Origin of the sequence: Rahnella laticis, from assembly GCF_015644585.1 — a bacterium.
Taxonomy (GTDB): Bacteria; Pseudomonadota; Gammaproteobacteria; order Enterobacterales; family Enterobacteriaceae; genus Rahnella; species Rahnella laticis.
The window spans coordinates 579,336-593,054 of record NZ_JADOBI010000003.1 but is presented as its reverse complement, the minus strand read 5'-3'; the positions used below and the strand labels follow the sequence as shown (position 1 = coordinate 593,054).

At 50.8% G+C, this 13,719-nt stretch carries 11 protein-coding genes and 2 tRNA genes; 11 read left to right on the top strand and 2 right to left on the bottom strand.

All coding sequences use genetic code 11. The annotated features are described in order from the left end of the window. Positions 1–15: 15 nt before the first annotated feature. Complete coding sequence (gene dacB, locus IV433_RS08920; RefSeq protein WP_195813596.1) at positions 16–1,449, bottom strand: serine-type D-Ala-D-Ala carboxypeptidase; 1,434 nt, start codon at positions 1,447–1,449, stop codon at positions 16–18. Between the two features lie 282 nt (positions 1,450–1,731). On the opposite strand from dacB, the gene greA reads away from it, so the two are divergent. After that, positions 1,732–2,208 carry a transcription elongation factor GreA gene (greA, locus tag IV433_RS08915; protein ID WP_152325291.1) on the top strand — a complete coding sequence of 159 codons (477 nt, stop codon included), beginning with the start codon at positions 1,732–1,734 and terminating at the stop codon, positions 2,206–2,208. Between the two features lie 181 nt (positions 2,209–2,389). Here greA and yhbY read toward each other — a convergent pair whose 3' ends face one another. Then, positions 2,390–2,686, bottom strand: coding sequence for a ribosome assembly RNA-binding protein YhbY (gene yhbY / locus IV433_RS08910; RefSeq protein ID WP_095923662.1), 297 nt, complete (start codon positions 2,684–2,686; stop codon positions 2,390–2,392). A gap of 182 nt (positions 2,687–2,868) precedes the next feature. Between yhbY and rlmE the strand changes: the two genes are divergently transcribed. The 10 genes from rlmE to infB all read left to right on the top strand — a co-directional run bounded on the left by rlmE (position 2,869) and on the right by infB (position 13,640). Beyond that, complete coding sequence (gene rlmE, locus IV433_RS08905) at positions 2,869–3,498, top strand: 23S rRNA (uridine(2552)-2'-O)-methyltransferase RlmE (protein WP_152325290.1); 630 nt, start codon at positions 2,869–2,871, stop codon at positions 3,496–3,498. Positions 3,499–3,554: 56 nt separating this feature from the next. Next, a complete protein-coding gene (ftsH, locus tag IV433_RS08900; protein WP_165059684.1) occupies positions 3,555–5,498 on the top strand; it encodes an ATP-dependent zinc metalloprotease FtsH in 1,944 nt (647 codons plus the stop codon). Between the two features lie 125 nt (positions 5,499–5,623). Next, positions 5,624–6,463 (top strand): dihydropteroate synthase, encoded by an 840-nt coding sequence (gene folP, locus IV433_RS08895; protein WP_195813597.1) that lies wholly within the window; start codon positions 5,624–5,626, stop codon positions 6,461–6,463. Between the two features lie 2 nt (positions 6,464–6,465). Next, positions 6,466–7,806 (top strand): phosphoglucosamine mutase, encoded by a 1,341-nt coding sequence (gene glmM, locus IV433_RS08890; RefSeq protein WP_152325287.1) that lies wholly within the window; start codon positions 6,466–6,468, stop codon positions 7,804–7,806. A 257-nt stretch (positions 7,807–8,063) separates the two neighbouring features. Next, positions 8,064–8,399 (top strand): preprotein translocase subunit SecG, encoded by a 336-nt coding sequence (gene secG, locus IV433_RS08885; RefSeq protein WP_101078321.1) that lies wholly within the window; start codon positions 8,064–8,066, stop codon positions 8,397–8,399. An 84-nt stretch (positions 8,400–8,483) separates the two neighbouring features. Next, a tRNA-Leu gene (locus IV433_RS08880) sits at positions 8,484–8,570 on the top strand. A 59-nt stretch (positions 8,571–8,629) separates the two neighbouring features. Further along, a tRNA-Met gene (locus IV433_RS08875) sits at positions 8,630–8,706 on the top strand. Between the two features lie 231 nt (positions 8,707–8,937). Then, positions 8,938–9,390, top strand: a complete 453-nt coding sequence (rimP, locus tag IV433_RS08870) for a ribosome maturation factor RimP (protein ID WP_157825410.1) — start codon at positions 8,938–8,940, stop codon at positions 9,388–9,390. A gap of 23 nt (positions 9,391–9,413) precedes the next feature. Beyond that, the gene (gene nusA, locus IV433_RS08865; protein WP_152325286.1) at positions 9,414–10,922 is read left to right on the top strand and encodes a transcription termination factor NusA; all 1,509 of its coding nucleotides are present in this window, start codon (positions 9,414–9,416) and stop codon (positions 10,920–10,922) included. A gap of 24 nt (positions 10,923–10,946) precedes the next feature. Beyond that, positions 10,947–13,640 carry a translation initiation factor IF-2 gene (gene infB, locus IV433_RS08860; protein ID WP_195813598.1) on the top strand — a complete coding sequence of 898 codons (2,694 nt, stop codon included), beginning with the start codon at positions 10,947–10,949 and terminating at the stop codon, positions 13,638–13,640. Positions 13,641–13,719: the final 79 nt, after the last annotated feature.

The window sequence follows — 13,719 nt, the reverse complement described above, 5'->3', positions numbered from 1 at the left end:
GGCACGGCTCCGTGGTTAATTATTTTGGTAAATGTCCCTGTAGAGACGGCTCTCAAAGCGCACCAGCGGAGCACGTCTTGTGCGCTGGTCTTCAGGCGGAACCGCGTAACCGGAGAGGAACTGGACAAATGCCATGCGCTGTCCGCTGGCCGTGGTGATAAAGCCCGCCAGATTATATACGCCAGCCAGTGAACCGGTTTTCGCCGACACTTTGCCATCTACGCCCGCTTCATGAAGACCGCCGCGATATTGCAAGGTTCCGTCATGGCCCGCTAAAGGCAGCATAGAGATAAAGTCTAACTCTTTATCGTGCTGCGCGATGTATTGCAGCACCTGCATCATGGTAGCCGGAGACAATAAGTCATGGCGCGAAAGGCCGGAGCCATCAACCTGAATTGAATTACCCAAATCCACGCCTGCTTTCTGACGCAGAATCTGACGAACTGCATCAGAACCCGCACGCCAGGTTCCCGGAACGCCAAAGCGCTGATGACCGATTGTACGGAAAACAGTATCGGCGATCATGTTGTCAGATTTTTTCAGCATCTGATGCAGTAAATCATGCAACGGAACGGACTGCGTTTGAGCGAGCACGGTTCCGGCAGGCGTTTGCTGAGTCTGGCGTTTTAGCGTGCCATCAATCTGGATATCGGCTTGCAGCAATTCGTCTTTCAGAATTGCGCCCGCATAGCTGGCCCCATCCTGAATGGCGAAAGCCAACGGCAAAGGCTCGCTGCGCTGGGTCAGACAACCTGTCAGGGTATAACGGTTAAACTCGCCCGGCACGACGTCCAGCTCACAGTACTGGGCATCTGGCGAGCCTTTTACCAGAGTGCGCACTTCGCTAAACATATGAACAGGGTAATAAGATGCCACGCGGATAAAGGCATTTTCGTCCGGTTTCGGGGCGCTGTAGAGGGAAACAGAGAAACAGTTTCTGTCGACTATTGCCGCCGCCGGTGGTGCGCTGAAGCACTGGGTAATGTCGTTCCAGGGCCAGCCGGGAGCTTTATCGTGGCTGGCAAACACAGAGGTGTTAATAACCACATCGCCACTGATCTCTTTTATGCCCTGTTTTTTTAGCACCGCGACCATATTCCGAATATTCTGACGTTTCAGTGTCGGATCGCCGGAAAAACGAGCAACCAAATCACCTTTCAGAACGCCATCAGAAACGGAACCCGGAGTTTCGAGTGTGGTGGTGAAGCGGAAATCGGGGCCGAGCTGCAAAAGAGCTGCCAACGCCGTGAGAATCTTCATTGTACTGGCAGGCAGAGCCATCTGCGAACCGTGATAATCAAGCACGGGTGCAGGGGCGCCGATTTTCTGTACCAGCACAGCCAGATTCGTGCCGTCCGGCAGATATTCTGTGTAATTCTCGATCTGGGCCGCATTTGTATTCAGAACAAACGCGCATGCTAATCCACTGACAATTCGTAAAAAACGCATTATTTTGAGTAAAGGCTCTGGGTAACGGCAGGATAAAGTGGTGCCATACTACGATGCTACGAACCAAGGCGCAACGTGGCTGAAAGTAAACAATGATCCTCAAGGAACTCTACGTTAAAATACGAATCATAATGCAAAATGAATCCTGGCCTGGTGGCAACCCCGGGTGAGGTTTTTTTTGTTTTTCGCCAGAGAGAGTCGGTCAGAAGAGCTGGCTTAATTTCTTACCTGATTCAATCAGGACGGTGTTTACCGAAAGGACAAAGTTAGAGGTAATAATATATGAAACCGATTCCGATGACGTTGCGTGGCGCAGAAAGATTACGTGAAGAACTGGACCATCTGAAGGGTGTCCGTCGTCCGAAAATCATCGCAGATATTGCCACTGCACGTGAGCATGGCGACCTGAAAGAAAATGCTGAATACCATGCCGCCCGTGAGCAGCAAGGTTTTTGTGAAGGTCGCATCCAGGAAATTGAAGCCAAGCTTTCAAATGCCCAGGTTATTGATGTCACTAAAATGCCGGCAACCGGTCGTGTCATTTTTGGCGCAACAGTGAAGGTGCTGAACCTGGATACAGAAGAAGAACAGTCTTACCGCATTGTGGGTGATGACGAAGCTGATTTTAAGCAGAATCTGATCTCTGTGAACTCACCGATTGCACGTGGTTTGATCGGTAAAGAACAGGATGATGTGGTTGTTATCAAAACGCCTGGCGGTGATGTGGAGTTCGAAGTCCTGAAGGTCGAATATCTCTAAAAATCTGCATTAAAAAGGGCGAAACGCGTTGTTTCGCCCTGTAAATCTCACATTCATGCAGTGAATTGCTTCACAGTAAATTGAAAACTAAAGTAAAAAGGCCACCTGAGGCCTTTCCCTGAACGTGATTTCGTGGCACCTTTCCGAAAATCTAAAGCGCTTTTCGTTAAACCTTAACGGATTAACGCGGTAAGATAATTTTGCGGTCTTCGGTAGAAGGGCGATAAAGTACCAGCATATTGCCGATGACTTGCACATTACACGCCTTGGTTTCACGCACAATTGCGTCTACGATCAAGGTCTTCGTTTCGCGTTCTTCTGCCGCGACTTTTACCTTGATCAGCTCGTGATGCTGCAGCGCCTGTTCAATTTCGGCCAGCACGCCTTCAGTCAGGCCGTTGTTACCCAGCATGACAACCGGTTTTAGTGGATGTGCCAGACCTTTCAGGTACTGTTTTTGTTTATTGTTAAGATTCATCGTCTTTTTTGCTTAAGTTGGGATTGAAAACGGGTCATTCTACCGCCATCTCATGTATATCACCAACCCGGACTGCTCCGGGAAGGGAATTATACTGACTTAGCCATAGACGTCATGATGCTAACAGCTTGTTCCAAAAGCTCTAACTCAGGGTGGTTGGAAAACTATATGGTTATTAAATAATGTCTAATAAGAAGCGTTCTGCAAGTTCCAGTCGCTGGTTGCAGGAACACTTTAGCGATAAATATGTGCTACAAGCACAGAAAAAAGGCCTGCGTTCCCGTGCCTGGTTTAAACTTGATGAAATCCAGCAAGGCGATAAGCTGTTTAAACCGGGTATGACAGTCGTCGATTTAGGTGCCGCACCGGGCGGTTGGTCGCAGTTTGCGGCGACCCAAATCGGCAACAAAGGGCGAATTATTGCCCTGGACCTTTTACCTATGGATCCTATTGTTGGAGTCGATTTCCTTCAGGGGGATTTTCGTGATGAATTAGTTCTCAAAGCGCTGCTCGAACGCGTGGGAGAAAACAAAGTTCAGGTGGTCATGTCCGATATGGCCCCGAATATGAGCGGTACTCCGGCAGTCGATATTCCAAAATCGATGTATCTGGTTGAGTTAGCGCTGGATATGTGTCGGGATGTATTAGCACCAGGCGGAAGTTTCCTGGTGAAGGTGTTTCAGGGAGATGGCTTTGATGAATACCTGCGGGAAATTCGCTCCCTGTTTACGAAGGTGAAGATTCGTAAGCCAGACGCTTCCCGAGCACGTTCGCGAGAAGTGTACATCGTAGCGACAGGGCGGAAAGAGTAGTACCCTAACGCTGTTTGTTAACACAGTTGTAATATGAGGTTAATCCCTTGAGTGACATGGCGAAGAACCTGATCCTCTGGTTAGTCATCGCGGTTGTATTGATGTCTGTATTTCAGAGTTTTGGGCCCAGCGAGTCGAATGGCAGTAAGGTGGATTACACTACCTTTACTACCGAAGTGGCCCAAGACCAGGTTCGTGAAGTACGTATCAATGGGCGTGCGATTGACGTAACCAAAAAAGACAGCAGCAAGTACACAACCTATATCCCGGTAAATGACCCTAAATTACTGGATACGCTGCTGAGCAAAAACGTGAAAGTTGTTGGCGAACCGCCTGAACAGCAGAGTTTCCTCGCAACTATCTTTATTTCATGGTTCCCGATGCTGCTCCTGATTGGCGTCTGGATATTCTTTATGCGACAAATGCAGGGTGGCGGTGGCAAAGGTGCAATGTCCTTTGGCAAAAGCAAAGCCCGCATGCTGACGGAAGACCAAATCAAAACCACATTCGCTGATGTTGCAGGTTGCGACGAAGCGAAGGAAGAAGTGAGCGAACTGGTAGATTACCTGCGCGAGCCGAGCCGTTTCCAGAAATTGGGCGGTAAAATTCCTAAAGGCGTTCTGATGGTCGGTCCTCCGGGTACCGGTAAAACCTTGCTGGCTAAAGCCATTGCAGGTGAAGCGAAAGTTCCGTTCTTTACTATTTCCGGTTCAGACTTCGTCGAAATGTTCGTGGGTGTGGGTGCATCTCGTGTGCGTGACATGTTCGAACAGGCGAAGAAAGCCGCTCCATGTATCATCTTCATCGATGAAATTGACGCCGTTGGCCGTCAGCGTGGTGCTGGTTTAGGCGGTGGTCACGATGAACGTGAACAAACGCTGAACCAGATGTTGGTTGAGATGGATGGCTTCGAAGGTAACGAAGGTATTATTGTCATTGCCGCGACCAACCGTCCGGACGTTCTTGACCCGGCATTGCTGCGTCCAGGTCGTTTCGACCGTCAGGTTGTGGTTGGCTTGCCAGACGTTCGTGGCCGTGAACAGATTCTGAAAGTTCACATGCGTCGCGTTCCTTTAGCCACTGATGTTGATGCTTCTGTGATTGCCCGCGGTACACCTGGCTTCTCCGGTGCTGACCTGGCAAACCTGGTCAACGAAGCTGCGCTGTTCTCCGCACGTGGTAACAAACGCGTGGTGTCTATGGTTGAGTTTGAAAAAGCCAAAGACAAAATCATGATGGGTGCAGAACGTCGCTCCATGGTGATGACAGAATCGCAGAAAGAATCGACCGCGTATCATGAAGCAGGCCACGCCATTATTGGCCGTCTGGTTCCTGAACACGACCCGGTGCATAAAGTGACGATTATTCCTCGCGGACGTGCATTAGGTGTGACCTTCTTCCTGCCTGAAGGCGATGCCATCAGCGCCAGCCGTCAGAAACTCGAAAGCCAGATTTCTACCTTGTACGGTGGCCGTCTTGCTGAAGAGATCATCTACGGCGTGGAAAAAGTGTCTACCGGTGCGTCTAACGACATTAAAGTTGCAACGTCGATTGCCCGTAACATGGTGACGCAGTGGGGCTTCTCAGAGAAATTAGGCCCGTTACTGTATGCAGAAGAAGAAGGCGAAGTCTTCCTCGGTCGTTCAGTGGCGAAAGCTAAACATATGTCTGATGAAACAGCCCGTATCATCGACCAGGAAGTGAAATCACTGGTTGAGCGTAACTATGTGCGTGCACGGACTTTGCTGATGGAAAACATGGATATCCTTCATTCAATGAAAGATGCCCTGATGAAATATGAAACCATCGATGCACCACAAATTGACGACCTGATGAACCGTACAGAAGTTCGCCCGCCAGCAGGCTGGGACGATGCAAACGGTAAAAACGGTAACGGCAATTCTAACGACGGTGGTGCGCCTAAAGCCCCAACGCCAGTTGACGAACCTCGCACGCCAAATCCGGGCAACACGATGTTTGAGCAATTCAGCGGCAAATAAGCCACTGGTTAGCAAATAATGCATAACTCTCAAACCCCGGGCTTGCCCGGGGTTTTTTATGCGTGCATTCTTTCCCCCGGAATTTAGATACTGCTATTACTGATTGACCAGAAGGGACATGACTTATGCACCTCACCGCCAGAGAGTCGACGCTGGACCTCACCTTTCCCCAGGTAATGGGGATCCTGAATGTTACACCTGATTCCTTTTCGGATGGTGGCCGCCATAACACGCTGGAACTGGCCATCCGGCACGCGCAGGTGATGGTAGATGCTGGTGCCACGCTCCTTGATATCGGCGGCGAATCAACACGTCCGGGCGCAGCTGAAGTGAGCGAAGATGAAGAGCTGGCTCGTGTGGTGCCGGTCGTTGAGGCGATTGCCAGTCGTTTTGATGTCTGGATCTCCGTCGATACCTCGAAGGCTTCAGTGATCCGCGAATCTGCTAATGCGGGCATGCATTTGATCAACGATATTCGTTCGTTGCAGGAACCGGGAGCCCTGGCGGCGGCGGCGGAAACTGGTTTGCCAGTTTGCCTGATGCATATGCAGGGTGACCCGAAAACGATGCAGCATTCTCCGCACTACGGGGATGTGGTTGCTGAAGTTGAGCAGTATCTTGCCGGGCAAATTGCGCGTTGTGTGAACGCCGGTATTCCTAAAAATAAATTGTTACTCGACCCCGGCTTCGGTTTCGGTAAAAATCTGGAACACAATTACCAGATGCTCGCCCGACTGGCAGAATTCCATCATCTGGGATTACCGCTCCTGGTGGGTATGTCGCGAAAATCCATGGTGGGGCAACTGCTGCATGTGTCTCCTGAGAAGCGGGTCACCGGAAGTGTCGCCTGTGCCGTCATCGCGGCCATGCAGGGCGCTCAGATTATCCGGGTACATGATGTCAAAGAAACCGTTGAAGCGATGCGTATCGTTGAAGCCACACTTTCTGCAAGGAATAAAAAATAACTATGAGCAACCGTAAATACTTTGGGACAGATGGCATTCGTGGAAAAGTAGGCGATAGCCCGATTACACCTGATTTTGTTCTGAAACTCGGCTGGGCTGCCGGTAAAGTGCTGGCACGACACGGTTCGCGCAAAGTCATTATCGGCAAAGACACCCGCATTTCCGGTTATATGCTGGAATCTGCACTGGAAGCCGGGCTGGCTGCTGCCGGGCTGTCGGCTTCTTTCACCGGGCCTATGCCAACGCCAGCGGTTGCTTACCTTACAAGAACATTCCGGGCAGAAGCGGGGATTGTTATCTCTGCATCGCATAACCCTTACTACGACAACGGCATCAAGTTTTTCACCATCGACGGGACGAAACTGCCGGATGAAGTTGAAGAGGCTATTGAAGCTGAGCTTGAAAAACCACTTACCTGCGTAGAATCTGCCGAACTGGGCAAAGCCAGCCGTATCGTTGACGCAGCAGGCCGTTATATCGAATTTTGCAAAGGTACATTCCCGAGCGAACTGAGCCTGAATAGCCTCAAAATTGTGGTCGACTGTGCCAATGGCGCAACCTATCACATTGCCCCAAGCGTGCTGCGCGAACTGGGTGCTAAAGTGATTGCGATCGGCTGCGAGCCTGACGGCATGAACATCAATGAAGAATGCGGTGCGACAGATGTACGTCAGTTGCAAAAACGCGTTCTGGCAGAAAAAGCTGACCTCGGTCTGGCATTTGATGGCGACGGTGACCGTTTGATCATGGTTGACCACGAAGGCAACAAGGTCGATGGCGACCAGATCCTTTACATCATTGCGCGCGAAGGTTTGCGTCAGGGGCAGCTGAAAGGCGGCGCCGTGGGCACGCTGATGAGCAATATGGGGCTGGAACTGGCGCTCAAACAGCTGGGCATTCCGTTCACCCGCGCTAAAGTCGGCGACCGCTACGTGCTGGAAAAAATGCAGGAGAAAGGCTGGCGTATCGGCGCGGAAAACTCAGGTCACATTATCCTGCTGGACAAAACCACCACAGGCGATGGCATCGTGGCCGGTTTGCAAGTGCTCACTGCGATGGTTCGCAACCATATGAGCCTTCACGATCTTTGCAGTGGCATGAAGTTATTGCCGCAAATTTTGGTGAATGTTCGCTTTGCCGGGGAACACGATCCGCTGGAATCCGACGACGTCAAAAAAGTGACAGCTGAAGTGGAAAAAGAGTTGGGTGGTCGCGGCCGTGTGCTGTTACGTAAATCAGGCACCGAACCATTGCTGCGTGTGATGGTTGAAGGCGAAGACGCGGCACTGGTCGAAAAACTGGCGAATCGTATCGCTGATGCCGTAAAAGCCGTGAAGCCGTAAGCCGATAAAAAACGGTGAATTTTCATTTTTTTCGCCGCCGCTTTTTTTGGGTAGCGGCGTAAAATGAATCACTTTGGTTGTTTTAACGGATATTTGACGATTTTTTCCGCAAACGAGCAATCTGATGAAAATTGCCCTTGCGCGGTAATACGGCTTTGGTTAGTATTCACACCCGCTTCAGTGGGTCCTTGAATGACCTGCTAAATTGGTGAGAAGCAATTGGCATGCGGTGAACCCGCGAGGATACAGGTACTACTATGTACGACGCTCTTCTGGTGATTTTCCTTATCGTAGCAATCGGCCTTGTGGCTCTGGTTATGCTGCAACAGGGTAAAGGCGCTGATATGGGAGCCTCTTTCGGAGCAGGTGCTTCTGGCACATTGTTCGGTTCGAGTGGTTCCGGTAACTTCATGACCCGCATGACAGGCATTTTGGCCGCACTGTTCTTTATCATTAGTTTGATTCTTGGGAACATGAGCACCAATAAAGGCCAAAAAGGTAGTGAGTGGGAAAACTTAAGTCAGCCAGCACAAACTGAGCAGACAACTGCACCGGCCGCTCCGGCAGCGCCTAACAGTGACGTTCCTCACTAAGCAGTAAACTTCTTATCAAAAGAAGCAGAGTTTTAAACAGTGGCTTGTCCTTGGACAGTATGAGCGATTGTGAAAAAAAAGAGTGCCGAGGTGGTGGAATTGGTAGACACGCTACCTTGAGGTGGTAGTGCCCGAATGGGCTTACGGGTTCAAGTCCCGTCCTCGGTACCAATCTTTATGATAACTTGCTTTTAAGCGGTTATCGGCGTAATATTTGCCACGTTTTCGGACGCGGGGTGGAGCAGCCTGGTAGCTCGTCGGGCTCATAACCCGAAGGTCGTCGGTTCAAATCCGGCCCCCGCAACCACTTTCCCTAAGTGTTTATTTCAAATAGACTTTCAGTATCTTCCTGTGATGTTCTGCAGTTCCAATTTGAAAGCTTCAATTTGAAAATAATACTTTGCGAAAGTTGTACCGAAGCCGCCTGTGCGGCAAATAGGGTCCAGTTGCATAAAGCCCCGATTTATCGGGGTTTTTTGTTATTTGGCAACAGAATCACTGGGCTATTTAGCCCTTTTTTTATGTCTTGGGGGTGGGCTTGTCCACATTAGAACAAAAATTAACAGAGCTGATTTCAGCACCAGTCGAGGCACTTGGCTTTGAGCTGGTGGGCATCGAGTTCGTTCGGGCTCGCCAATCGACGTTGCGCATCTATATTGATAGTGACGCCGGGATCAATGTTGATGATTGTGCTGATGTCAGCCACCAGGTGAGCGCTGTGCTGGACGTAGAAGATCCAGTCACCGTCGCCTACAACCTGGAAGTTTCCTCTCCAGGCCTTGATCGTCCTATGTTCACCGCTGAACATTATCAACGTTTCCTCGGTGACGAAGTCAGCATTGTCCTGCGAATGGCTGTGCAGAACCGTCGCAAATGGCAGGGCATTATCAAAGCTGTCGAAGGCGAAATGATCACGGTGACAGTGGAAGGGAAAGATGAAGTGTTCGCACTGAGCAACATCCAGAAAGCGAACCTGGTACCCCACTTTTAAAGAGTTTGGAAGAGGCAACTAGGATGAACAAAGAGATTCTGGCTGTTGTAGAAGCAGTTTCTAATGAAAAATCCCTCCCGCGCGAGAAGATTTTTGAAGCGCTGGAAATTGCATTATCAACAGCGACCAAGAAAAAATACGAGCAGGAAATCGAAGTCCGCGTCAGCATTGACCGCAAAACCGGTGACTTTGATACCTTCCGTCGTTGGGTTGCAGTCGACGAAGTGACTCAGCCTACCCGCGAGATCACCCTCGAGGCCGCACAATACGAAGATCCGTCCATCGAACTTGGCGGATACATCGAAGACCAAATTGAGTCGGTCACTTTCGACCGCATCACCACGCAGACTGCTAAACAAGTTATCGTACAAAAAGTACGTGAAGCAGAACGTGCAATGGTGGTTGAGCAATTCCGCGAACAGCAGGGCGAAATCGTCACTGGTGTCGTTAAAAAAGTAAACCGCGACAGCATCGCACTGGATTTAGGCAGCAACGCTGAAGCCGTTATCCTGCGTGAAGACATGCTTCCGCGTGAAAACTTCCGCTCTGGCGACCGTATCCGTGGCGTGCTGTATGATGTTCGTCCGGAAGCGCGTGGCGCTCAGCTGTTTGTCAGCCGTTCACGTAACGAAATGCTGATCGAACTGTTCCGCATCGAAGTTCCAGAAATCGGTGAAGAGCTGATTGAGATTAAAGCGGCAGCCCGTGATCCGGGTTCCCGTGCAAAAATCGCAGTGAAAACCAACGATAAACGTATCGACCCGGTAGGTGCCTGTGTCGGTATGCGTGGCGCACGCGTTCAGGCCGTATCCAGTGAACTGGGCGGTGAACGTATCGATATCATCCTTTGGGATGACAATCCTGCGCAATTCGTGATCAACGCTATGGCGCCGGCAGACGTCGCTTCCATTGTTGTTGATGAAGATAAATGCACCATGGATATCGCCGTCGAAGCCAGCAACCTGGCACAGGCGATTGGCCGTAATGGTCAGAACGTGCGTTTGGCCTCCCAATTGTTGAAACAGCATCGTGGTGATGACAAATGGGAACTGAACGTGATGACAGCAGACGACCTGCAAGCCAAGCATCAGGCTGAGGCACACGCTGCGATTGATACCTTCACGAAATACCTGGCCATTGATGAAGATTTTGCCACGGTTCTGGTAGAAGAAGGTTTCTCTACGCTTGAAGAACTGGCTTATGTGCCAGTCAACGAACTGCTTGAAATCGACGGCCTGGATGAAGACACCGTGGACGCGCTGCGCGAACGTGCAAAAGAAGCGCTGACCACCATTGCTTTAGCCCAGGAAGAAAGTCTCGGTGATAAAAAGCCTGCTGATGATCTGCTGAACCTGGCGGGTCTGGAACGTAGCATGGCATTTAAACTGGCTGCCCAAGGGGTTTGTACGCTGGAAGATCTTGCCGAGCAGGGTGTCGACGATCTGGCTGATATTGAAGGTCTTACTGACGAGCGGGCTGGTGAACTTATCATGGCTGCGCGCAATATCTGCTGGTTTGGCGACAACGCGTAATAAACTGTAGCAGGAAGGAACAGCATGACAGATGTAACTGTAAAATCGCTGGCGGCAGAGATTCAGACACCGGTAGATCGCCTGGTACAGCAATTCGCTGATGCAGGGATCTCGAAGTCCGAATCTGACTCTGTGACCCAGCAAGAAAAAGAAACATTGTTGGCGCATCTGAATGGTGGAAACGCAGGTGCGACAAACAAACTGACGTTACAACGCAAAACGCGTAGTACACTGAATATTCCGAGCACCGGCGGGAAGAGTAAATCGGTGCAAATCGAGGTCCGCAAGAAACGCACTTATGTTAAACGTGATATGACCGAGGCAGAAATTGCCCAGGCCGAAGCGGAAGAGCAGGCGAAGCGTGACGCGGAAGAACAGGCACAGCGTGTAGCAGCAGAGCAAGCCCAGCGCGAAGCTCAGGAAAAAGCCAAGCGCGCCGCCGAAGAGCAAGCTAAACGTGAGGCCGCTGATAAAGCTAAGCGTGACGCAGCGGAAAAAGATAAAGTGACGAATCAACATACCGACGAAGTAACCAAACCAGCTCAGGCAGAGAAAGCACGCCGTGAAGCTGAAGCCGCAGAGCTGAAACGCAAAACGGAAGAAGAAGCCCAGCGTAAGCTTGAAGAAAACGCCAAGCGCATTGCAGAAGAAGCCCGTAAAATGGCTGACTCTGGTGTCTGGACTGAAACTGTCGCGCCAAGCGAATCAGAATCTGCTGACTATCATGTCACCACTTCTACCCATGCCCGTGCTGCTGAAGACGAGAATGACGCCAAAGTTGAAGGCGAACGTCGTAGCCGTACCCGCGGCGGCAAGGCGACCAAACAGAAGAAAGGCAACAAGCTGTCCGAATCTAAAGCGGATCGCGAAGAAGCCCGTGCTGTTGGCCGTAATGGTAAAGGCAAACGCAAACCAAGCACTCTGCAACAGAGCTTCAACAAGCCTGTTGTTGCAGTGAACCGTGACGTGGTGGTGGGTGAAACCATTACCGTTGCCGAACTGGCAAACAAAATGGCCGTTAAAGGTTCTCAGGTCATCAAAACGATGATGAAACTGGGCGCCATGGCCACCATCAACCAGGTTATTGATCAGGAAACTGCTCAGCTGGTTGCTGAAGAAATGGGTCACAAAGTTATCCTGCGTCGTGAGAACGAGCTGGAAGAAGCGCTGATGAGCGACCGTGATACGGGCGCATCTGCTGCTGCCGAGCCACGTGCTCCGGTTGTCACCATCATGGGTCACGTTGACCACGGTAAAACTTCCCTGCTTGACTATATTCGCTCAACGAAAGTTGCTGCGGGCGAAGCCGGTGGTATTACCCAGCACATCGGTGCTTATCACGTAGAAACCGAAAACGGTATGATCACCTTCCTGGATACTCCGGGACACGCCGCATTTACATCGATGCGTGCTCGTGGTGCTCAGGCTACGGACATCGTGGTTCTGGTTGTTTCTGCCGATGATGGCGTGATGCCACAAACGATCGAAGCAGTTCAGCATGCGAAAGCGGCTGGCGTGCCAATCGTCGTTGCAGTCAACAAAATTGATAAGCCAGACTCTGATCCGGATCGCGTTCGTACCGAACTGTCTCAGTACGGCGTTATGCCGGAAGAGTGGGGCGGTGAGTCTCAGTTCATCCACGTTTCTGCGAAAGTCGGTACGGGTATCGACGATCTGTTGCAAGCCATCTTGCTGCAAGCTGAAGTTCTGGAACTGAAAGCTGTTCGCACCGGTATGGCGAGTGGTGTTGTGATCGAATCCTTCCTGGATAAAGGTCGCGGCCCGGTTGCTACCGTTCTGGTTCAGGAAGGTACGCTGAACAAAGGCGACATCATTCTGTGTGGCTTCGAATACGGCCGTGTCCGTGCGATGCGTGACGAAATGGGTCGTGACATTCTGTCAGCAGGTCCTTCAATCCCTGTCGAAGTGCTGGGTCTGTCCAGTGTACCGGCTGCGGGTGATGAAGTGACCGTTGTTCGTGACGAGAAGAAAGCTCGTGAAGTTGCTCTGTATCGTCAGGGTAAATTCCGCGAAGTTAAACTGGCTCGTCAGCAGAAATCTAAACTGGAGAACATGTTCGCGAACATGACCGAAGGTGAAGTTTCTGAACTGAACATCGTTCTTAAATCTGACGTACAGGGCTCTTGCGAAGCGATTTCCGATGCATTGCAGAGCTTGTCTACCGACGAAGTGAAAGTCAAAATTGTGGGTATGGGCGTAGGTGGTATCACCGAAACTGATGCAACGCTGGCTGCTGCTTCCAACGCGATCATTCTGGGCTTCAACGTCCGTGCAGATGCTTCTGCCCGCCGTGTCGTAGAAAGCGAAAGCCTGGATCTGCGTTACTATTCCGTTATCTATAACCTGATTGACGAAGTTAAGCAGGCGATGAGCGGTATGTTGGCGCCAGAGTACAAACAGCAAATCATCGGCCTGGCTGAAGTTCGTGACGTGTTCAAGTCACCTAAATTCGGCGCAATTGCAGGTTGTATGGTTACTGAAGGTATGATCAAGCGTAACAACCCAATCCGTGTACTGCGTGATAACGTGGTGATCTACGAAGGCGAGCTGGAATCCCTGCGTCGCTTCAAAGATGACGTTGCTGAAGTTCGTAACGGCATGGAATGTGGTATCGGCGTTAAGAACTACAACGATGTGCGTGCTGGCGATGTGATCGAAGTCTTCGAAATCATCGAGATCAAACGTACTATCGCTTAACGTTTGCGAAGTAGCGGATATCCAGATGGGGGGCCTTGCGCCCCCTTATTTGTCTGGATCAAGTGAGGAGAAAAGCATC

What these genes read in the sequence shown, in the direction of transcription:
- dacB (WP_195813596.1), bottom strand. Translation starts at nt 1,449, where the DNA reads ATGCGTTTTTTACGAATTGTCAGTGGATTAGCATGCGCGTTTGTTCTG.
- greA (WP_152325291.1), top strand. Translation starts at nt 1,732, where the DNA reads ATGAAACCGATTCCGATGACGTTGCGTGGCGCAGAAAGATTACGTGAA.
- yhbY (WP_095923662.1), bottom strand. Translation starts at nt 2,686, where the DNA reads ATGAATCTTAACAATAAACAAAAACAGTACCTGAAAGGTCTGGCACAT.
- rlmE (WP_152325290.1), top strand. Translation starts at nt 2,869, where the DNA reads ATGTCTAATAAGAAGCGTTCTGCAAGTTCCAGTCGCTGGTTGCAGGAA.
- ftsH (WP_165059684.1), top strand. Translation starts at nt 3,555, where the DNA reads ATGGCGAAGAACCTGATCCTCTGGTTAGTCATCGCGGTTGTATTGATG.
- folP (WP_195813597.1), top strand. Translation starts at nt 5,624, where the DNA reads ATGCACCTCACCGCCAGAGAGTCGACGCTGGACCTCACCTTTCCCCAG.
- glmM (WP_152325287.1), top strand. Translation starts at nt 6,466, where the DNA reads ATGAGCAACCGTAAATACTTTGGGACAGATGGCATTCGTGGAAAAGTA.
- secG (WP_101078321.1), top strand. Translation starts at nt 8,064, where the DNA reads ATGTACGACGCTCTTCTGGTGATTTTCCTTATCGTAGCAATCGGCCTT.
- nusA (WP_152325286.1), top strand. Translation starts at nt 9,414, where the DNA reads ATGAACAAAGAGATTCTGGCTGTTGTAGAAGCAGTTTCTAATGAAAAA.
- infB (WP_195813598.1), top strand. Translation starts at nt 10,947, where the DNA reads ATGACAGATGTAACTGTAAAATCGCTGGCGGCAGAGATTCAGACACCG.